The organism is Colwellia marinimaniae (genome assembly GCF_002207865.1).
Lineage (GTDB): Bacteria > Pseudomonadota > Gammaproteobacteria > Enterobacterales > Alteromonadaceae > Colwellia > Colwellia marinimaniae.
This window is the reverse complement of record NZ_BDQM01000006.1, coordinates 116,344-137,935: the sequence shown is the minus strand read 5'-3', so window position 1 is coordinate 137,935 and position 21,592 is coordinate 116,344. Positions and strand designations below refer to the sequence as shown.

General features: G+C 41.2%; 14 protein-coding genes. 10 read left to right on the top strand and 4 right to left on the bottom strand.

Going from position 1 to position 21,592, the window contains the following annotated elements:
• Positions 1 to 59: 59 nt before the first annotated feature.
• On the bottom strand, positions 60 to 923 hold the full coding sequence (locus tag MTCD1_RS05865) for a peptidylprolyl isomerase (protein WP_057183379.1): 864 nt from the start codon (positions 921 to 923) through the stop codon (positions 60 to 62).
• Positions 924 to 1,008: 85 nt separating this feature from the next.
• Between MTCD1_RS05865 and MTCD1_RS05860 the strand changes: the two genes are divergently transcribed.
• From MTCD1_RS05860 to MTCD1_RS05815, 10 genes are all read left to right on the top strand, one after another.
• On the top strand, positions 1,009 to 1,719 hold the full coding sequence (locus MTCD1_RS05860) for a DUF445 domain-containing protein (RefSeq protein ID WP_057183381.1): 711 nt from the start codon (positions 1,009 to 1,011) through the stop codon (positions 1,717 to 1,719).
• 240 nt (positions 1,720 to 1,959) lie between these two features.
• Positions 1,960 to 3,150, top strand: coding sequence for an amino acid aminotransferase (locus MTCD1_RS05855; protein ID WP_057183383.1), 1,191 nt, complete (start codon positions 1,960 to 1,962; stop codon positions 3,148 to 3,150).
• 244 nt (positions 3,151 to 3,394) lie between these two features.
• Positions 3,395 to 4,051, top strand: a complete 657-nt coding sequence (gene gmk, locus MTCD1_RS05850; RefSeq protein WP_082606612.1) for a guanylate kinase — start codon at positions 3,395 to 3,397, stop codon at positions 4,049 to 4,051.
• A gap of 166 nt (positions 4,052 to 4,217) precedes the next feature.
• On the top strand, positions 4,218 to 4,505 hold the full coding sequence (gene rpoZ, locus MTCD1_RS05845; RefSeq protein WP_057183385.1) for a DNA-directed RNA polymerase subunit omega: 288 nt from the start codon (positions 4,218 to 4,220) through the stop codon (positions 4,503 to 4,505).
• Positions 4,506 to 4,917: 412 nt separating this feature from the next.
• Entirely contained in the window at positions 4,918 to 7,026 is a 2,109-nt protein-coding gene (spoT, locus tag MTCD1_RS05840) for a bifunctional GTP diphosphokinase/guanosine-3',5'-bis pyrophosphate 3'-pyrophosphohydrolase (protein WP_057183387.1), read from the top strand.
• A gap of 124 nt (positions 7,027 to 7,150) precedes the next feature.
• Complete coding sequence (locus MTCD1_RS05835) at positions 7,151 to 7,543, top strand: RidA family protein (protein ID WP_197410313.1); 393 nt, start codon at positions 7,151 to 7,153, stop codon at positions 7,541 to 7,543.
• A 227-nt stretch (positions 7,544 to 7,770) separates the two neighbouring features.
• Entirely contained in the window at positions 7,771 to 8,478 is a 708-nt protein-coding gene (trmH, locus tag MTCD1_RS05830; RefSeq protein ID WP_057183391.1) for a tRNA (guanosine(18)-2'-O)-methyltransferase TrmH, read from the top strand.
• 9 nt (positions 8,479 to 8,487) lie between these two features.
• Positions 8,488 to 10,581 (top strand): ATP-dependent DNA helicase RecG, encoded by a 2,094-nt coding sequence (recG, locus tag MTCD1_RS05825; RefSeq protein ID WP_057183393.1) that lies wholly within the window; start codon positions 8,488 to 8,490, stop codon positions 10,579 to 10,581.
• A gap of 259 nt (positions 10,582 to 10,840) precedes the next feature.
• The gene (locus tag MTCD1_RS05820; protein ID WP_057183395.1) at positions 10,841 to 12,217 is read left to right on the top strand and encodes an SLC13 family permease; all 1,377 of its coding nucleotides are present in this window, start codon (positions 10,841 to 10,843) and stop codon (positions 12,215 to 12,217) included.
• Positions 12,218 to 12,275: 58 nt separating this feature from the next.
• Positions 12,276 to 13,304 carry a substrate-binding periplasmic protein gene (locus tag MTCD1_RS05815; protein ID WP_082606613.1) on the top strand — a complete coding sequence of 343 codons (1,029 nt, stop codon included), beginning with the start codon at positions 12,276 to 12,278 and terminating at the stop codon, positions 13,302 to 13,304.
• A gap of 94 nt (positions 13,305 to 13,398) precedes the next feature.
• On the opposite strand, the gene polA is transcribed toward MTCD1_RS05815, so the two are convergent.
• The 3 genes from polA to MTCD1_RS05800 all read right to left on the bottom strand — a co-directional run bounded on the left by polA (position 13,399) and on the right by MTCD1_RS05800 (position 21,574).
• Positions 13,399 to 16,191, bottom strand: coding sequence for a DNA polymerase I (gene polA / locus MTCD1_RS05810; RefSeq protein WP_082606614.1), 2,793 nt, complete (start codon positions 16,189 to 16,191; stop codon positions 13,399 to 13,401).
• Between the two features lie 842 nt (positions 16,192 to 17,033).
• A complete protein-coding gene (locus MTCD1_RS05805; RefSeq protein WP_057183397.1) occupies positions 17,034 to 20,207 on the bottom strand; it encodes an efflux RND transporter permease subunit in 3,174 nt (1,057 codons plus the stop codon).
• Between the two features lie 17 nt (positions 20,208 to 20,224).
• Positions 20,225 to 21,574 (bottom strand): efflux RND transporter periplasmic adaptor subunit, encoded by a 1,350-nt coding sequence (locus MTCD1_RS05800; protein WP_057183399.1) that lies wholly within the window; start codon positions 21,572 to 21,574, stop codon positions 20,225 to 20,227.
• Between the last annotated feature and the right edge of the window lie 18 nt (positions 21,575 to 21,592).

Genomic DNA, 21,592 nt, shown 5'->3' with positions numbered 1-21,592 from the left:
TACTCATGCCACTTGCCGCTAGTGGAATTAGCTAGTTAACGGTTAAACTAGCTTAATATTTACTTAATTAGCCTACTTCTAATTGGAATTTGGCAAACATCGAGTACTGGCGGTGGTTTTTTGTAGAAAAAGGCACTGTCACGTGTACGGCGTTGTACCAAGCGCTCGGCAAATGCCGTTGATTCAGTATTCTCGACTTCAAGATGTATTTGCTCAGCTTTTGCTACATCACTCATTAACTGCATACTGACTATTTTAGTAAAGTGACGCGGCTTAACTGCATCATCGCCGTCAATAACTGCAGTGCGCTGTATTGCTTGAATATGTTGCATACCATAAACCACGCGACCAAATATGGTCATAATTCGGTCTAAATAACGCGGCGCTTGGCCAATAACAAAGTAAAAATGACTCGAGGCAGAATCCGCAGCATTGTTTCTAGCCATTGCTATAGTACCTGGGCAATGTGTTAACCACGCTGTACCTAGGCTATCATTTTCACCTGCTTGATAAGCCAAAGCAAAACCCTGTTTAAAGCCAGTTTGCGGGGCAAATAAATCGTGTTGCTGTACTGGCGTATAGGTCCATTTACTATCAGTTTGCCATTCTGATTCCATTGCTAATAGCGGTACGGACTTGTCTTTTTTACTACCATCTTTTGGCCCGGCTTGCGCAACAAACCCGTCGATAACACGATAGAACTTGGTACCATCATAAAAACCTTGTTGCGTTAACTTGCTAAATTGCGCGGCATTTTTTGGCGAAAATTGTGGCGCCAATTCGATCACCACTTGGCCATGGGGTAAGGTTAATAACACAGTATTGTTCAGTGACAATTTTCGCCACGAAGAATCATCGGCACCGCAAACACTAATAAAAAATAACGTTGCTAACGTCAGCACAGTTTTTAAAGTAACTTTCATGGCACAATCGCATCTATTTTTAAGGCAAGTAAATTAAATGCTATCATAGCCGCCTTTATTTAACCAAATCATTGTGGAGTAGCTCGTGAACAAAAGCCTTATTACCAACCTTATTGCGTTAACTTTTACATTAGCGGGCTATGTTAGCGAACAACATCTTCTTTTTACTGTGGGACTTTTTGCTTTATCTGGTGCCATCACTAACTGGCTTGCCGTGCATATGCTCTTTGAAAAAGTACCACTACTATACGGCTCTGGCGTTATTCCTGCGCGTTTTGAAGAATTCAAAGTAGCCATTGGTCAATTAATGATGGAAGAATTTTTTACCGAAGCAAACATCGACCGATTTCTTTCTGACAGTTCAGGTAAAGCCAGCACCATTAACTTAGCCCCCGTTATTGATAAAGTCGACCTTAGTCCGGCATTCAATAGTTTAGTTGAAGTTATTGAACAATCGTCATTTGGACCTATGCTTGACATGGTTGGCGGCAGTGAAGCAATTCAGCCAATGAGAGAACCCTTTATTGCCAAGATGAAACTCGCCATGCAGGAAATCACCCAAAGTGAGCAATTTAATACTCTACTGCGAGAAGAATTAGAACAACCGGATATGATTTCCGGTATACGGGATAAAGTTAGCGATATTATCGAAAAGCGCCTCAGTGAATTAACACCGCTGTTAGTCAAAGAGATCATTCAAAAAATGATCAAAAAACACTTAGGTTGGTTAGTGGTCTGGGGCGGTATATTTGGTGGTGTTATTGGCCTGGTTGCAGCACTTACTAATAGTTTCTAATTATTATTTACCCTGATAGCTATTCAGGGTTTTATTGAACAACGCGATGGCACTTATAAAATAAAGCCAAAATCCGTACAAATTAATCTTAGTTTTGTCACTATATGGCATAGAAATCTCTTTAATTGCGCCCTAACTTTACGTTATGCTTGAGTGATTAAAAATTAGAGAGTTTAGACTCATAAGCGCGATGATGCCTTATTGAGGTAACTCTCCTCTAACATAAGGTAAACTTCTGTCATGTTTGGTAGTTTAAAGGCTTTGCCTGCCGATCCAATTCTTGGATTATTAGCTAAATATAGAAAAGATAACAACCCAAATAAAATCGATTTAGGTGTTGGCGTATACAAAAATGAAGCAGGTCACACTGCCATACTTAATTGTGTAAAAAAAGCCGAACAACATCGCCTAAAGACAGAAGACACCAAGGTTTATATTGGTCCTACTGGTTCAGAGTTATTCAACGATGAAATGGCTAAGCTTATTTTTACCGCTGAGCATAAAGTATTAAACCAAAATCGTGCTCGTACCGTATCTACCCCTGGTGGTACTGGTGCTTTACGTGTTGCTGCTGAATTTATCAAATCTTGTAAAGCCGGCGCTACCATTTGGGTAAGTAATCCAACCTGGGCAAATCACACCGGTTTATTTAAAGCTGCGGGTTTAACCGTTAAAACGTATCCTTATTACGATTATGAAAACAAAAGCTTAGACTTTGATGGCATGTTAAATGCGCTTAAAGAAGTTAGCAGTGATGATGTGGTGTTATTACACGCTTGTTGTCATAACCCAAGTGGTATGGATTTAAACAAAGAACAATGGCAACAAGTTGCTGAAGTCGCTAAAAATGTTGGTTTTATGCCGTTAATTGATATGGCTTACCAAGGTTTTGGCGCTGGTTTAGACGAAGATGCTTACGGTTTACGTTTAATGGCTGACACGGTTAAAGAAATGATCGTCTGTAGTTCATGCTCGAAAAACTTCGGTCTATACCGTGACCGTATTGGTGCTTGTACCATCATAGGTGAATCCAGCACAGCGGTTGATATCGCTAAGTCGGTCTTACTTTATGTGATACGTGTTATTTATTCTATGCCACCAGCACATGGTGCCGCTATTGTAGAAACTATCCTAAGTTCTGATGAACTACGTAATGAATGGTATGGCGAATTAAAAGAAATGCGTGATCGCATTAATGGCAACCGCAAATTAATCGTTGATAAGCTTGTAGAAAATGGCGTAACTCGCGACTTTAGCTTTATTCAACGTCAAAGTGGTATGTTCTCTTTCTTAGGTATTACCCCTGAGCAAGTGCAACAGCTACAAGATGAATACAGCATTTATATGGTCGGCTCTAGCCGTATGAGTATCGCTGGTATTGCCAATAGTAATGTTGATTACTTAGCAAAATCTATTGCTAAAATATTGTAAAGAGCGCGAACAAGTTCCCGCCTACTGGCAATAACGGTAGGCGGCTTATTTTTAAGAAAAGTAATCGCGCAAATACAAAAATTAATATTGCTTACCGTCAGACAGGCTGAGCTTTTTTTATTCTAATAGAGTAAAATAATGCCCAGCCTTTTTTATTGGCAAAAATTTATAACTAAATGAGTAATTAATCACTCAATTTAGTACTACTCATCTGTGATGCAAGTTTGTTTTAAAGGAAAACCCTGTGATTGTTCCCGGTAATTTATTTATTCTTTCTGCGCCAAGTGGTGCCGGAAAATCAAGCCTTATTAAGGCTTTACTAAAGCAAGATAAGCAAACATCAGCCAGAGCTATGCAGGTATCAGTTTCACATACCACGCGAGATGCTCGTCCTGGTGAAAATAATGGCGAACATTATCATTTTGTTAGTGTTACCGAGTTTAAAAAACAAATAAATAACCATGCCTTTTATGAGTATGCGGAAGTATTTGGTAACTATTACGGTACGTCTGCTGCCGCTATCGATGCACAACTTGCCCAAGGTATTGATGTATTTCTTGATATTGATTGGCAAGGCGCTCAACAAGTTCGCATGAAAAAACCGAACGTAACCACTATTTTTATTAGCCCGCCTTCAAAAGAAGAGCTAGAAAGTCGCTTACGATCTCGCGGCCAAGACAGTGATGAAGTAATCGCCAGCCGTATGGCGCAATCGCAAGCAGAATGCTCTCATTATCATGAATTTGATTACATTATCGTTAATGACAACTTCGACCAAGCCTTGCTTGATCTAACTACTGTGGTAAATAATCAACGGCTAAAATGCCGCCAGCAAACCATTGCCCAACAAGAATTATTTAGCACGCTATTAAATAATGAAGCAACAAAAACTGCTAAATAAGTACTATAATAAGATATGCCCTTGGTTGTGTGGCGATAATACCAATGCTATTAATTTCCATTGAGTGGGATATAACTTAATAGACATGGTATTGCTTGCTTAATTAGTGAGTGGGCAGTAGACTACGCAGCTATTTTGTAAGTTGTTTATTAGTTGGAGTGACCGGATGGCTCGCATAACTGTTGAAGAGGCCGTAGAGAAAATCGGTAATCGTTTTGATTTGGTGCTAGTTGCATCACGTCGTGCTCGTCAAATCGCAACGGGCGGAAAAGAACCATTGGTTGACGTCGAAAACGACAAACCAACGGTAATTGCTTTGCGTGAAATCGAAGCAGGCTTAATTACTACCGAAATTATGGATGCTTCTGATCGTCAACAGCAAATCCAGCGAGATACAGCTGAATTAGATGCTGTTGCCGCGATTGTTGGTGGTCAACAAGACGAATTAAGCTAGAGTTGATGCCTTCTATCTAGAGAAGGCTTTAGTTTTAAGCACTTAAAACGCGTACCTTATTCTGCTTTATCTCAGAAAATAGGCTACGCGTTTTTTATTCGTTCAGCTTTAAATAGCAGTTTAACTAAGTTACTGGCCACTGGTGCTGGTTAAAATACGCCAAGGCGACGTTGCTCTCAATGCCAATAGCCAGCTATTGGTCAATAGTACACCTTGCCCTGATTTATTTTCCCTGCCGACAACAAGATCATAAACTTAATGAACTGGTATGATTTTCCTTGTAAATAGAGCGTATTGCCGCGTATTCTATCTAAACTCAAGAAACTTCAACTATGCAGTTCGAGGTAACATGAGTATATACTAGGGTAGATACTCGAACTCCCCCTTTTTCCCCCTTAATTTGGAGTATTAGGTGTACCTATTTGAACCATTAAAAGAACTTACCTCGACCTACCTATCAAAAGTACAAGTTGATCTGCTTAAACACGCCTATGTCGTAGCACGTGATGCCCATGATGGCCAAATGCGCTCAAGTGGTGATCCTTATATTACTCATCCAGTTGCCGTAGCGATTAACTTAGCCCAAATGCATTTAGACCATGAAACCCTCATGGCTGCTTTATTACACGATGTTATTGAAGATACCGACGTTACCAAGGATGAATTAGCGGAACTTTTCGGTCATACCGTAGCAGAACTCGTTGAAGGCGTAAGTAAACTCGATAAATTAAAGTTTACTAACCAAGAAGAGAGGCAAGCGGAAAACTTCCGTAAAATGGTACTTGCCATGGTGCAAGACATTCGTGTTATTTTAATTAAACTTGCCGACCGTACCCATAATATGCGCACCCTTGGTTCTTTACGACCTGATAAACGACGTCGTATTGCCCGCGAAACCTTAGAGATTTATGCCCCCATAGCGAACCGTTTAGGTATTCATGATATAAAAAACGAATTAGAGCTATTAGGCTTTGAAGCGCTTTACCCTATGCGGTCACGTGCTTTAAAATCAGCGGTAAAAAGCGCCCGTGGTAATCGTAAAGCTATTATTGATAATATTGAAAAAGAAATTTCGGCTCGTTTAAAGGAAAGCGGTATTGAAGCACAGGTTATCGGTAGAGAAAAGCACCTGTATTCGATTTATAAGAAGATGCTTAATAAGGAATTAATGTTCAATGAAGTCATGGATATCTATGCTTTTCGCGTTATCGTTACTGAGAAAATTGACAACTGCTACCGCGCCTTAGGTGCCGTGCATAATCTCTTCAAACCCATTGAATCACGGTTTAAAGATTACATCGCTATCCCTAAAACTAACGGTTACCAATCACTGCATACATCATTAATTGGCCCCCATGGCATTCCGGTAGAAATTCAAATTCGTACCCAAGATATGGATCAAATGGCGGATAAAGGTATTGCCGCTCACTGGCTCTACAAGCAAGACGGTAAAAACACTGGCACAACGGCACAAATGAAAGCGCGTCGTTGGATGCAAAGTTTACTTGAGCTACAACAAAGCGCAGGTAGCTCTTTTGAGTTTATTGAAAACGTTAAATCAGACTTATTTCCAGAAGAAATTTATGTCTTTACCCCTAATGGCCGAATTATTGAGTTGCCCATGGGCGCCACCGCTATAGATTTTGCTTATGCAGTGCACACCGATGTCGGCAACTCTTGTGTTGGTGTGAAGGTCGACCGAAAACCTTATCCAATGAGCCAACCGATAGATTCAGGACAAACCATAGAAGTAATTACCTCTACGGCAGCCCGACCGAATGCGACCTGGCTAAACTTTGTTGTCACCTCCAAAGCACGTTTACAAATCAGAACTTACTTAAGAAGTTGCGAAAAAGACGAATCCCATGCTTTAGGCCTGCGTTTATTAAGTCATGCCCTGGGTGAAACAAAACTTGAAGATTTAGCCAAAGAAAAAATTGATGAAGTAGTACAACAAAGTGGTAATGCTAATTTTGATGATTTACTGACCAATATTGGTTTGGGTAATGCGCTGAGTATAGGTATTGCCCGACAGCTAACCGATGGTTTTACCGAAGAGACCGAGCTAGACCCGAACAGCACTAAAGCTAAAATGCCGATAAGAGGCACCGAAGGCATGTTAGTAAATTACGGTAAATGTTGTCGCCCTATCCCAGGTGATGCAATTTTAGCTTACTTAAGTCCAGGTAAAGGCTTAATGGTCCACCAGCAAGGTTGCCGCAATATCAAAGGTCATGACCAAGTTAGCTTGTTCCCAGTAAGATGGGACAATGATATTGATAAAGAATTTATTGCTAAGCTACGAGTGGAAATCGTCAATCATCAAGGTGCGCTGGCATTACTAACCAATGTTATCGCTCGATGCAACTCCAATGTCCATAGCTTAAACTCAGGTGAAAAAGAAGCGGGTTTATACGTAATCGATATGGAAATCACCTGCCGCGATCGTATTCACTTAGCTGATATTATTCGCAAGATTAAAGTAATGATTGATGTACAACGTGTCATCCGCAATAAATAATAACAGTGCTTTGCCCATTAATGACGGCAAGGCCTAAGACCATTTTGTCTAATTTAGTACTCAATGATGACACGGAAAAATTAGCAAATTGAGCGATAAGCTCCAGCAGTTAACAACAGGAAGTATTATGAAAAGTATTATCAGTACAGACAAAGCTCCAAGTGCCATTGGTACATACAGCCAAGCGGTAAAAGTAAATAATACTGTTTATTTATCAGGACAAATTCCTCTTATTGCCGAAACCATGGCAGTGGTTGAAGGTGGTTTTACTGAACAAGCTGAACAAGTATTTAAAAACCTAGTCGCTGTCTGTGAAGCGGCGGGTGGTGAAATTAACAATATGGTAAAAGTAAATATCTACCTTACGGACCTAAGTAACTTTGCCACGGTAAATGATATTATGAGCCGTTACTTTACTCAGCCTTATCCAGCAAGAGCTGCGGTACAAGTGTCTAGATTGCCTAAAGATGTTGAAATAGAAATTGACGGTATAATGGAACTGCCTAGCGTTAATTAATATATGTGTCATGCCTGATATTTATTCGGCATTGTCTGCGCTGTTCGTTCAAGTCACTGTGCTTATTCTTTTATAGAAAAGCATAAGCTCCATGAACTCACAGCGTGACGGCTTTGCCTAAATTTCATTCATTTAACATATTGGCTATGTTTACGCGTCTTGCTTGTTCGTGCAGCAACACTTAAAACTAACAGATTAGACTTTTTACCTTTACAGAATAAACCACAATGACTCCAGAAAGATTAAAACGTATTAACGCCATGTTAGACCAACGCCAGCCAGATTTAACCATTTGCATGGAAGGTCTGCATAAAAGCCATAATTTAGCCGCGGTTGTACGTACTTGTGATGCCATTGGTGTTAGTGATGTTCATGCTGTATGGAAAAGTGATGCCGCTGAAGTACGTGGTGGCAGTGCTGCCGGCAGTCAGAACTGGATTGACGTGCATAACTATCAAAAAACAGCTGATGCCATTGCCGCATTAAAAGCACAGGGCATGCAGATATTGGTGACAAATTTGTCTGCTACTGCAGTTAATTTTACCGAAATTGATTATACCAAACCAACCGCTATTATTTTAGGGCAAGAAAAATTTGGCGCCTCTGATGTAGCCCTAGAGCTTGCCGATCAACATATTGTCATTCCTATGGTTGGCATGGTGCAATCATTAAATGTTTCAGTGGCTTGTTCCGTTGTTTTATACGAAGCACAACGCCAGCGTCAATTAGCCGGTATGTATAATAAACCTCGCTTAAGCCATGAACGTCGTCAGCGTACTTTATTTGAAGGTGGTCATCCGATTTTTGCCGATGCCTGTCAGCGTAAGGGCTTACCTTACCCTGAAATTGATGAGGATGGTCAAATTGTTGCTAATGAAGTCTGGTGGCAAAAAATGCAAATGAATAAAAGTGCTTGGCAACACATTGATGACTAGGTATTAACAATGGCAGAAGAAGCGTTAAGCCTATTATCACAAGTTCCTCTGAGTACACTCAAAGGTGTCGGGCCTAGTTTAGCGGAAAAATTAGCAAAAATTGGCTTGCTGTCAGTACAAGATATGCTCTTTCATCTACCGATGCGTTATGAAGATAAAACCCGTGTCACCACAGTACGCAATTTATTAGTGGGTACCTCAACCAATATTATTGGTGAAATTACCGACAACCAAATAACTCATGGTAAACGCCGCATGCTGGTGGTTACTCTCCATGATGGCACCGGCAGCATACAACTGTGTTTTTTCAGCTTCTCTGCCAGCCAAAAAAACAGCTTAGCCATAGGTAAAAATATTCGTTGTTACGGTGAAGTAAAACGCGGACCCCGTGGCTATCAAATTGTCCATCCTGAATATAAAAGCCTTGATGACGACAGAGCCTTAACCTCCGCTGAAGAAACCTTAACACCGATTTACCCTAGTACCGATGGTCTAAGGCAAATATCGTTACGCAATCTAACCGAGCAAGCCTTGCTGCGATTACAGCGCGGCCAGGTAGAAGAGTTACTGCCCAGCAATCTTTTTAATGAACAATACTCTCTCGGTGAAGCCTTAGCGATTATTCATCGTCCGCCACCAGACGTTTCTATTGAGCAATTAGAGCAAGGCCGCCACCCAGCACAGCAACGTTTAATTAAAGAAGAGTTACTGGCTCACAACTTAAGCATGCTTAAGATCAGACAAAATAGTGATAGCCATGATGCAATACCTTTATTGGGTGATGAGCAAGTCAATCAAAAATTCCTCAACGCTTTACCGTTTACGCCAACCAAGGCGCAAACACGTGTGGTAGCTGAAATAAAAGCTGACCTAGCTAAAAGTCAGCCAATGATGCGTTTGGTACAAGGCGATGTCGGCTCAGGAAAAACCCTAGTTGCTGCCCTTGCCGCATTAACCGCCATTAGTGAGGGCTATCAAGTTGCCTTGATGGCACCCACTGAAATTCTTGCCGAACAACACGCTATTAATTTCAGCAACTGGTTTACCCCGCTAGATATCAGTGTCGGTTGGCTGGTAGGGAAAACTAAAGTAAAAGCAAAAAGACTGGCGCTCGAGCAGATTGCAAGTGGTGCCATGCAAATGATTATTGGCACACACGCGCTCTTTCAAGCCGATGTGGTCTTTAAAAACCTGGTACTGGTTATTATTGATGAACAACATAAATTTGGTGTTCATCAACGTCTAACGTTGCGCGAAAAAGGCGTTTTTGATAATAAATACCCACATCAACTGATCATGACAGCCACTCCTATTCCCCGCACTTTATCGATGACAGCTTATGCGGATTTAGATGCCTCAATTATTGATGAATTACCTCCAGGTCGCACCCCGATAAATACCGTGGCATTACCTGATTCACGCCGCGCCGATGTGATTGAACGTATCCGCCAAGGCTGTGTGAATGATGGTAGACAAGCGTATTGGGTATGTACTTTAATCGAAGAATCTGAAGTATTACAGTGCCAAGCCGCCGAAGCAACTGCGCTTTTATTAACGGCTCAACTACCAGAATTAAAAATTGGCTTAGTGCATGGCCGCATGAAATCTGCTGAAAAAAAACAAGTTATGGATGCCTTTAAAGCAGGTGATCTACACCTACTTATTGCCACCACAGTCATTGAAGTTGGCGTTGATGTACCTAACTCCAGTTTAATGGTCATTGAGAACCCAGAGCGTTTAGGCTTAGCGCAATTGCACCAGTTACGTGGCCGTGTTGGTCGTGGCTCGGTCGCCTCTTTTTGTGTGTTGATGTATAAAGCACCACTATCAAAAACCGCCGTCAAACGCTTAAAAGTATTACGTGAAAGTAATGATGGTTTTGTTATCGCCGAAAAAGATCTGGAAATCCGTGGTCCGGGTGAGTTATTAGGCACCAAACAGACCGGTCTAGCCGATCTTAAAATTGCCGATCTAGTACGTGATGGTTACCTCATACCTGAAATACAGCAAAAAGCGTATTTATTATCACGCCAACAACCTGAATGTGCGCAAGCATTAATTCAGCGCTGGTTAGGCAATAAAGAACGTTACTCAAATGCTTAGCGAACGACTGAAATAAATAACCCTATCGACCCGCCTCTTACTGATAACAGTAAATCAGTAAACAATGGCTTTAAGCAAAAGACACTAGTATTAAGAAAATAGATGAATTACGATAAATAACAATGGAGTAGATAAATAGAACTGTTGGTAAAATATGTCATTCAAACCATTGCTACAAAATAACCTTGCTGGCTAAGTAAAAAAACAATAATAAAGCACCGCTAATTGAGTGCTATTAATAATAGAGTTTGCCATCATTATGAAATTAACCCGTCAGCACTTTATCCTTCTAGGGCCAGCGCTGGCTTTTGGCTGTTACTTATTGCTTAGCCACTTTGGTTTAGCCGAGCAACCTGCCATAGCCTCAGCCATTACCCTACTGACAGTAATATGGTGGGTCACCGAAGCCATTCCTATCCCTGCCACATCACTGGTGCCATTTGCACTGCTGCCAATGTTCGGAATACTTGATCACAAAACCGTGGCTTCCTCATTAGGAAGCCATGTCATCTTATTATTGATGGGCGCCTTTATGCTGTCAAAAGCATTAGAGAAAAGTGGCGCGCATGAAAGGTTAGCTGTTTACATGGTTCGGCTTGTAGGTGTCTCTAGCGGTAGACGATTAGTGCTAGGCTTTATGCTGGCTGCTGGTTTCTTGAGTATGTGGATATCAAACACTGCTACTACTTTAATCATGTTACCTATGGCGTTAGCAATACTAAGCCATGTAGATAATAAAAAGTTGAAGGTGGCTCTGATCTTAGGTATCGCTTATGCGGCTAGTGTTGGTGGACTAGGTACTTTGATTGGCACTCCTCCTAACATAATCTTCGCGGCTATCTATGAAGAGCATACCGGTAAAGAGTTTGGCTTCCTTGCCTGGATGAAAATCGGTGTTCCTGTGGTGCTTATATCATTGCCGATAATGGCGCTATGGTTAACACGTAACGTTAAACTTGAGCATGAGATACACTTACCTGAGTTGGGTAAATGGAGAGCTGAAGAAAAGCGTACCTTATGGGTATTTGGTTTAACGGCTCTAGCTTGGATAACTAGAGGTGAACCCTTTGGTGGCTGGAGTTCATTGCTGGAGATAAAGATTGCCGGTGATAGCACAGTAGCGCTGTTGGCCGTAGTTATTATGTTTGTCGTACCTAATGGCAAAGGCGGTAGATTACTTGATTGGAAAACGGCTAATTCAATCCCGTGGGGCATGTTGTTATTGTTTGCCGGTGGTATTGCAATCGCTAAAGGTTTTACTGCTTCGGGTCTTAGTACCATTCTTGGCGAGTGGTTAACGTCACTATCTAGCCTACCGCCAATGCTAATGATATTGACTATTTGTTTGGTGGTTACCTACTTGACTGAAATAACCAGTAATACGGCAACGGCAACGTTACTAATGCCTATATTAGCTGCTGCAGCTATATCATCCGGAATAAACCCTGAGGTACTTATGATACCCGCAGCGATGGCTGCTAGTTGTGCCTTCATGCTGCCTGTGGCGACAGCTCCTAATGCTATTGCCTATGGTACAGGAGAGATTGAGATTGAAGATATGGTTAAAGAAGGATTCTTCTTAAGTATTATCGTCTCAAGTATTGTCGCTATGGTTTGTTATGCATTTCTTATTTAAAAAGAAGTGATAAACAGCTACAGTAGCAGTAGCTCACCTCAGTAATGGGCCTTTCCTAATGTACTTATTTTTCTCAGCGAGACAAAAACAAAGCCTCTTATCTATAAAAGCTAAGAGGCATACGTTTGCCTTAGCTTTACTTTTTAGTACTCGGCAAAGTATCACTTTAACGCTTACCGTCATTATTTGCTTTAGCTTCAGCCAAGTCGTATCAGCTAAAATTCAAGACGACATTCAAAACGAACAGTTAACGGTTACTTATTTCACCCATGGATTACAGCATACCATCCAAGGGAAAAAAACAGCTAAAGGCTATCGATTTAATGGCAGTTCTAACAAGATAATCAATCTAGCCACCTTAAATTGGCCACCTTATATCAGCGAAGAGCTCTGCAATAAAGGCTGGGTTTTCCAATTTACCGTGGCAATACTTGTCAGTAAAGGTTATCAAGTAAATATCCACTTTTATCCTTGGGCAAGGTCAGTAATGTTGGTTGAAAAGGGCCAGATGGACATACTCTTCCCAGAGTACTTTATTGAAAGTTCAGCCCCTTCAGATATTGTGCTCGGTAAAAAGCGTAGAGAACTGCTGGTACTTTCAAATAAGTTTTCCGGTGGCGAGTTATCCTTACTGAAAAGACCAGATTACTCGTTCGACTTACAAGAAAATTTAGGTAATTTAACAGGTAAAATAATTGGCGTGGTGCGCGGCTATCAAAATACCCCTGAGTTTGATGCCGTGATGGATTCAAAGCAATTTTCCATTGTTGAAGCGGTAGATGAATTACAATTAGTAAAACTACTGGTCGCTAAACGAGTTGACTTAATCATTGGCGATCCTAAGGTGTTTACCTATAGTATCAATTACTCCAGTTTATCAAATCGTAACAAACAAGCACTACTCAATGGCATTGAAATAGTTCAGCCTGCGCTAAAATACAACCATTTGTATTTTGCCATCAGCCATAGTTATCCACAATGGTCGCAATTACTTGCTGACGTTAATTTAGCGCTACTCGAGTTTCAACAAAGTGGTGAAAGCGATAGATTTATCAAGGTCGGCAGTGGCTGTACCTTAGATTTATAAACGGATTTTAATACCCGCAATAAAAAGGCAGTAAGCTATTCCATGTGGAATAAGTAACTGCCTTATTGTTTACTGTTTTGAATAGACTCTTAGCTTAGTGGGCTTCATCCCAGTTATCACCTATGCCCGCTTCGGCAATTAATGGCACGTTTAACACCACCGCATTATTCATTAATTCAACTAGTTTTTTCGTGGTCTGTTCAACAATATCTTGATGAATTTCAAAAATCAATTCATCGTGCACCTGCATGGTCATTTTAATACGGTCATCATTTTGCTCTAGTAACCAAGCATCTACGGCTAACATCGCCTTTTTAATGATATCAGCAGCTGTGCCTTGCATTGGTGCATTGATGGCAGCACGCTCGGCGGCTTTTTTACGTATGCCATTTTTAGCATTTATGTCCGGTAAATATAAACGACGGCCATACAAGGTTTCCACATAACCCTGTTCACTCGCTTTTTTGCGCGTCTCTGCCATATACATTAATACACCAGGGTAGCGTTGGAAATACTTATCTTGATACTCTTGTGCTTGCTGACGGCCAATATTCAATTGCTTGGCTAAACCAAAGGCTGACATACCATAAATCAAACCAAAGTTAATGGCTTTGGCACTGCGACGTTGATCGATAGTGACTTCATCAAGTTCGACCGCAAAAATTTCTGCGGCTGTCGCCCGATGAATATCTTTACCTTCGCTAAAAGCGGTTACTAAGCCTTCATCGGCGGACAAATGCGCCATGATGCGTAATTCAATTTGCGAGTAATCTATCGCGACTATTTTGTGATCTTTTGGCGCAATAAAGGCTTGACGAATTTTGCGACCTTGCTCACTACGAATTGGAATATTTTGTAAATTTGGATCGGTTGAAGATAAACGTCCCGTCGCCGTAACCGCTTGATGATACGAAGTATGCAAACGCCCAGTTTTATCACTAACCATTAACGGTAATTTGTCGGTATAGGTCGACTTTAATTTACTTAGTCCCCTATTCTCGATAATAACTTTAGGTAATGGATAATCAAGTGCTAGCTCTTGCAAGACATCTTCTGCGGTAGATGGTGCACCTTTTGGCGTTTTTTTGATGACCGGAATTTTTAACTCTTCAAAAAGAATTTGTTGTAATTGCTTCGGCGATGCCAAGTTAAAACTCTTACCTGCTAAATTGTGTGCTTCAATTTCCAGCTCATCTAAGCGCTGCCCTAAGATCAGGCTTTGCTCCGCTAAGATATCACTATCAATTAATACCCCAGTTTGTTCCATACGGGCCAGTACGGGTAATAGTGGCATCTCGATGTCATTAAAAACACTGAGCAGCGCAGGTGATTGCGCTAGTGCTGGAAAAATAGCCTTATGTAACCGCAAAGTGATATCGGCATCTTCGGCAGCATAGTGACCGGCTTTTTCCACATCAATTTGATTGAAAGTAAGCTGTTTAGCACCTTTACCCGCAATATCTTCAAATTTCACCATTTTATAATCGAGATATTTCAGTGCCAGCGCATCCATATTATGACGCGTAGCAACACTGTTGTAGCAGTAAGATTCAATCATGGTATCAAATTCAATACCCTGCAACGTAATATCATAATGACTTAGCACATTGGCATCATATTTAAGGTTTTGACCGATTTTTTTAATCTTGGTACTTTCTAATAGCGGCTTTAATTGCGCTAATACCCAATCTATATCAAGTTGTTCCGGTGCATCAGTATAATCATGAGTCAATGGCACATAAGCGGCCTTGCCCACTTCAATGGCAAATGATAGCCCGACTAATTCGGCTTTCATATAATCAACACTGGTGGTTTCAGTATCAAAGGCAAAAGCATCACACCCTTGTAGTTTATTAAGCCACTCGGTAAATAAGGCTTTATCTAAGATGATATCGTATTGGCTTTCGGCCACGGCCTCGGCATGGATTTCAATAACCTGTTCACCGGCAGAGCTAGACGTTTTACCGGCTTTAGTCGTGGTACTGCCAGTGCTATCACCTTTACCTAAACCCGCTAATAAACGCTTTAATTCGAATTTTTGATAAAGCTCAGTTAGCGCCTCAATATCGGGTTCATTGGCAGCTAATTGTGCTGCGGTTTGTGCTAATTCAACATCACATTTAATAGTCGCTAATTTATATGACAAAGGTAGCTGTTCTAACGCATCACGTAGATTTTCGCCTATTTTTCCTTTCACTTTATCCGCATTAGCGATAACTTCAGCCATGGTGCCATGCTCTGCCAACCATTTAACCGCCGTTTTTGGACCACATTTTACCACGCCGGGAATGTTATCTACTTTATCGCCCATCAAGGCGAGGTAATCAATTATTTGATCAGGACGCACACCAAACTTTTCCATCACACCCGCTTCATCCATTTCTACATCAGTCATGGTATTAATTAAACGCACATGCTTAGTAACTAGCTGTGCCATATCTTTATCACCCGTAGAAATGACGGTTTCGATACCTAGTTCATCGGCTTGTTTAGCCAAGGTGCCAATAACATCATCGGCTTCAACGCCAGGAATGACCAATAAAGGCAGACCCATAGCGGTAATAATCTCATGTAAAGGCGCGATTTGACTGCGTAAATCATCCGGCATGGGTGGACGATTGGCTTTGTATTCTGGGTACATGTCATTGCGGAAAGTTTTACCTTTAGCATCAAAAATAGCGATGATATTGCCATTGGGGTAGTCTTTTTTCAAACTACCTAACATATTTAATACACCGGTTATGGCACCTGTTGGTTGGCCATCTGCGGTTGAAAGTGCTTGTAAATAGGGCACGTGATAGGCTCGAAATAAATACGAAGAACCATCGACTAATATCAGGGGTGATTGCATGTTATTAGCATCAGGTGAGGTTGCAGGAGTTGTCATAAAAAATACGCGAAGTGACTAAAATAAGCTAAAGGTGGCTAAGCATGCCACAAAGCATAATACCAAGTCCATTAAGTTTGTTCACATTCAGCGAGAGTTAAAAGGCTTAGAGGCAAGGCATTGATTGAAGATAATGGTTATTCCCTTGTTAAAATCAATAACGCTGCATGTAAGCCTTTTAAACTCGCCCTTTGGGAGTTTGTCAGCAATTAGATAACTGCACAGAATTTCCTTAATATAGAATGACTATATACAAAAAAATTCTATTTGTTCTCAAACCGCTGACAAGCTCTGAATGGGAAAAAACTTAATGGAATTGGTATACGTTGGCTCCACTTTATCGCTAGGCTTTATTGTTTACTTTAAGGATCCTCTTGTGGATAACCTTGTGATCAAGTACAAAAAGTAGCCAGACATTTACGCTAAAAAGATCAAAATAAATAAATATAACAATTTGATTTAATTGAAATAAACACATGTACTAGCGTCTCTTAATAGCCAGATTATTTATTTTTATACTATGTGGATAGTTTTGTTATTAAGTTATTTTTTAGTTGTACAAAAAAACAACTGATGGAAATAACGAGGTAAGAGATTATCAGAATTTGGCGTGATTACCAGCGCATTTTTAAACTTTTTTTACCGAGTTGTTACACTTTTAAAGAACAAAAAAACATAAGCGAGTAAGGGCAGTAGCTAGCAAGTGATCCACCAGTTAAATTTTCTTTTTTCTGCAAAAAAATAAATATATTTATGGTGAAAATGAAGAATATTTACGAAAATATTCTTCATTTTTATTTTCTTAAAAAACATGCTTATTGGTGTTTTTTGTTCACTTGGTTTTAGTTAACTTGGCTTATTTTTCCTAATGAGAATTTCTGGTAAAGCACCGGCAGTACAAACAAAGTTAACAAGGTCGCACTGACCAAGCCGCCAACAATAACCGTAGCCAATGGTTTTTGTATTTCAGCACCCACTCCGGTAGATATTAACATAGGTAATAAACCTAACAGTGAGGTTAGCGCGGTCATTAATACCGGGCGTAAGCGTGCTAATGCACCCGTAAATATTGCGCTCTTTATCTGTGTGTCGGTAGCACGACCTTTAGCCAGTAATAATTTTATCTCAGCATTAATACTTTCCACCATGACCACACCATTCAGTACGGCGACACCAAATAAGGTAATAAAACCCACTGAACTAGGCACCGACAAATATTGCCCTGATAAATATAAAGCAACAATGCCACCTATAGTGGCTAAGGGTACGTTAAGTAGAATCAATAAGGCTTGGCCAACCGAATTAAAGGCAAAATAAAGCAATAGGGTAATCAAGGCTAATGACAGCGGTACTACCAACATTAAGCGTTTCTGCGCCCGTTGTTGTGATTCAAATTGACCACCAATTTGCACACTATATCCCCCAGGTAGCTCTACTTGTTGCGCTATGGCTTGACGAATGTCAGCCACCACACTGCCCATATCACGGCCTTGTACATTAGCTTGAATAACCACACGCCTTTGTACATCATCACGACGCACTTGTGGTGGCCCAGATTCAATGGCTATGTCAGCAATATCAGCTAAGCGTAACCAAGCACCACTAGGTGCTAATAAACGCAAGTCACTAATTGCCGCCACATCTTGTCGGTATGCACTAGCAAGACGCACATAGATATCATAGCGCTCATTACCATTAATAATTTGCCCCGCCACACGTCCACCAAGACCGTCACTGACCACATTCATCACATCCGCAACCGATAAACCATAACGAGATAATTGTCGACGTTTAGGCTTAATAACAAGCTGTGCTTCCCCTGAAATTTGCTCCATGGCGACATCTTTCGTGCCAGTAACACCTTGTACCGCCTGGACGATTTGCTGTCCCTTCTCAGCTAATACCGCCAAATCATTGCCAAATAACTTTATCGCCAGTTGAGCTTTCACCCCAGAGAGTAATTCATCAACACGAGTCGCTATCGGTTGTGAAAAATTAAACAGTAAACCTGGGAATTGCTCAAGTTTTTCCGCCATTTTATCTTGCAGCTCTTTACGGTTACTGGCACTTTGCCATGTAGCCACCGGCTTTAGGCCCAAATAAATTTCAATATTATTGACCGGCTCTGGATCGCCGCCTATTTCTGGGCGGCCAATACGACTCAGCGCATAGGTAACTTCAGGAAAGCCAAGCAGAATTTTTTCTAACTTAGGGGCAACCGCTAATGCCGTTGCTAAACTGGCTGAAGGAGCTAAGGTAACCCGTAAGTTAATGGTGCCCTCTTCGAGTTCAGGGACAAATTCAGTGCCCAATTGTGGCACCAGTGCTATTGCCGCAACCATCAAGGTTAGTGCGAAGCCAATAATTGTTTTTTTCCACAGCAGCGCTTTAGTTAAGCTAAACCGATATAAAGCAGTCAGCGGTTTTAACACCATGCTTTCCCTGACTTTGATACCACGCTTAAATAAGATACTCGCCAATGCTGGCACAATAATAATGGCGACCATTAAAGCCGCCAACATAGCTAACATTATACTAATAGCCATGGGCTGAAATAGCTTAGCTTCAACACCTTCGAAGCTAAATAATGGCATAAAGACCACCAGTATAATCGCGGTAGCAAAGAAGATAGGACGAACGACAGCCCGCGCAGCTTGGCTTATGGTATTTTGTATCTGCTCTGGAGTTAACTTCTGCTTAGCCTTACTTTGGGCCAGATGCAAATTTTTGAAAATATTCTCAACCATCACTACCGAGCCATCAACCAGCATACCTATGGCTACCGCCAAGCCACCTAATGACATTAGGTTAGCTGAGAGGCCTAACCAAACCATCACCATAAGCGCTAAGCCAATCGAAATAGGAATAGAAATCAGCACCAAAAATGTTGCTGATAAGTTCAGCAGAAATAACGCTAAAATAATGATTATCAAAACAAAGGCCAACAATAGTGCATCAATAACGGTAGTCACTGCTTGTTGGATTAAATCGGCTTGATCATAGAGCACAACAAATTTTACCCCCTCAGGTAAAGCTTGATTAATCATCACCGCTCGAGCATTAATACCATCTATAGTGGTTTTGGTATTAGCGCCCATACGTTTTAAGACAATACCGGTAACTACTTCACCAGCACTTTTAATTTGTCCTTGTGCATCACGGCTAGACATAGTGACCGCCCCTTGACGAATTTCACTGCCTATGCTCACCGTAGCGACATCACCAACGGTAACGACCACGCCATCAATAGTTTTAATTGGCACTTGGGCAATTTCCTCTAAGGTATTTTCTCCCGAGGTTAACCAACCCATACCTCTGATAACTAACTGCTCTTGGCCTCGATTTAGATACCAACCGCCAGCATTCTGGTTGTTATTTTCGATAGCCTCTATCACTTGTTGCTGATTCAACTGATAAGCTAATAGTTTATTCGGCTCAATATTAACCTGATATTGTTTTACTTCACCGCCAAAGGACAGCACTTCAGTAACACCATCAATAGGCATTAACATCAACTTAACCAACCAATCATTTAAGCTGCGCAACGCCATAATATCTATATCCACACCTTCTTCTGTGGTGAGTAAATACTGATAAATCTGCCCTAAACCTGAGGTGTTTGGTCCTATTTCAGGCGTACCAATACCTTGGGGAATAAGTTCCTTAGCGGCTTGTAAGCGTTCAAAAACCAGCTGCCGAGCAAAATAAATATCCGTAGCGTCTTTAAAAACCACCGTTATGCTAGACAAGCCAGTTTTAGAAATAGAGCGTACTTGTTCGACATCAGGTAAGGCATACATTACCGCTTCTATTGGAAAAGTAATGAGTTGCTCAACTTCTTCCGCGGCTAGACCCGGCGCTTCCGTATTAATGACCACTTGCACATTAGTGACATCGGGAAACGCATCAAGGTTAAGTTTTGGCAGCACCATGACACTGCTAATAAGAAGGCTGAATAAAGCAATGACCACCAGCAATTTATTGCTGATAGCCCAATCAATTAAACGATTTAACATGAAAAAACTCCAAAAAATTAGTGGTTATGGGCATCAAAGCCGCTTTTAGCGCCTTGTGAGGCAATAAAAAACGCGCCTGTGATGGCAAAATAACTATTGGCTTCGACACCCGTTATTTCGCGCCAGCTTAACCACTGCTGAGTTTTTTCAGAAAACACTCGATATACCGCACCGAGTTCGACTTCTTGGGCGATAAAAGTTGTTGGCTCTTGCTGCTCTTGTTGGTGTTCAAGTACAGCGTCATGGACAAGTTCCCCGCTAAGACTAACGGAAAGCACTTGCTCATGTGCTTCACCATGCTCAAGAGCTTCTTCATGTTGGTGTTGATCACCTTGATGAGAATTTTCTTGTTTACTGTGCTCTTGTTTTAGGTACTCTTGTTTACTGTGCTCTTGTTTTAGGTATAGGTACCAATCACCGTCAGCGCCTCTTAGTAAGGCGCTTTCAGGTACCACAAGCACAGGATTTTTGCTTAGCTGCGAGAAATATACATCAACAAACAAACCCGGGTGTAATTGGTGATTGGTATTTTTTACTTTCAAGCGCACAATTCGAGTACGGGTTTTGGGATCTATGGTATGGGCTTGCTGAATGACTTCAGCTTGATAAGTAGTATTTTCACTCGGCTTACTAGCTAAGAGAATAACTTGGGCTTTAGTGCCCTTCGTTAGCGGCACGCTATTATTGGCAGCAAGGCGAGCCTCAACCCAAAGTTCATTTTCATCGGTGAGTACCATAATGGTATCGCCAGCACTAACACGTTGACCTTGCTGAAAATCATCCAAAAGTACTGTACCAGAACGCTCGGCTTTTAAGGTGTACTCACCTAGCGCAGAGCTAGTGTTTTTGGTAATAGCGTCAATTGCTTGTTTTGATAAGCCATAAGCTTTTAAACGGCTAAAGGCAGCAATATAATTAGTTTCCGCAGACAGTAACTGACTTTCACTGATCACGGAGTTACCTACTTTTTTAGCCCGTTGCCAATCAGCCGATGAAATACGATAAAGTGCTTGTGCTTGGGCAACCTCTTCACTAAACAAAGTCACTAACGCTTGACCTTTTTCAACATACTCACCCAAGATGGCATGACGGCGCACTATCACTGACTCTACCCTAGGGGAGACAACATAACTGGTATAGCCGTTAGCTTGCACTTCTCCTGGGGCATAAAGTCGCTTATCCATATACTGTGGGATTAATTGGGCCACTTGAATGTCGGCCATTTGCATTTGCGTAGCGGTAAAACTGAGTAACTGCGCTTCATTTTCATGCTTATCACTATTATTTGTTTGCGCCACACTCACTTGCAGAGAAATTACTGGCAAGAATACAGCCGCCAGCAAGCTGAATGATTTGAAAAAATTCATATAAATCTCGTTTAATGG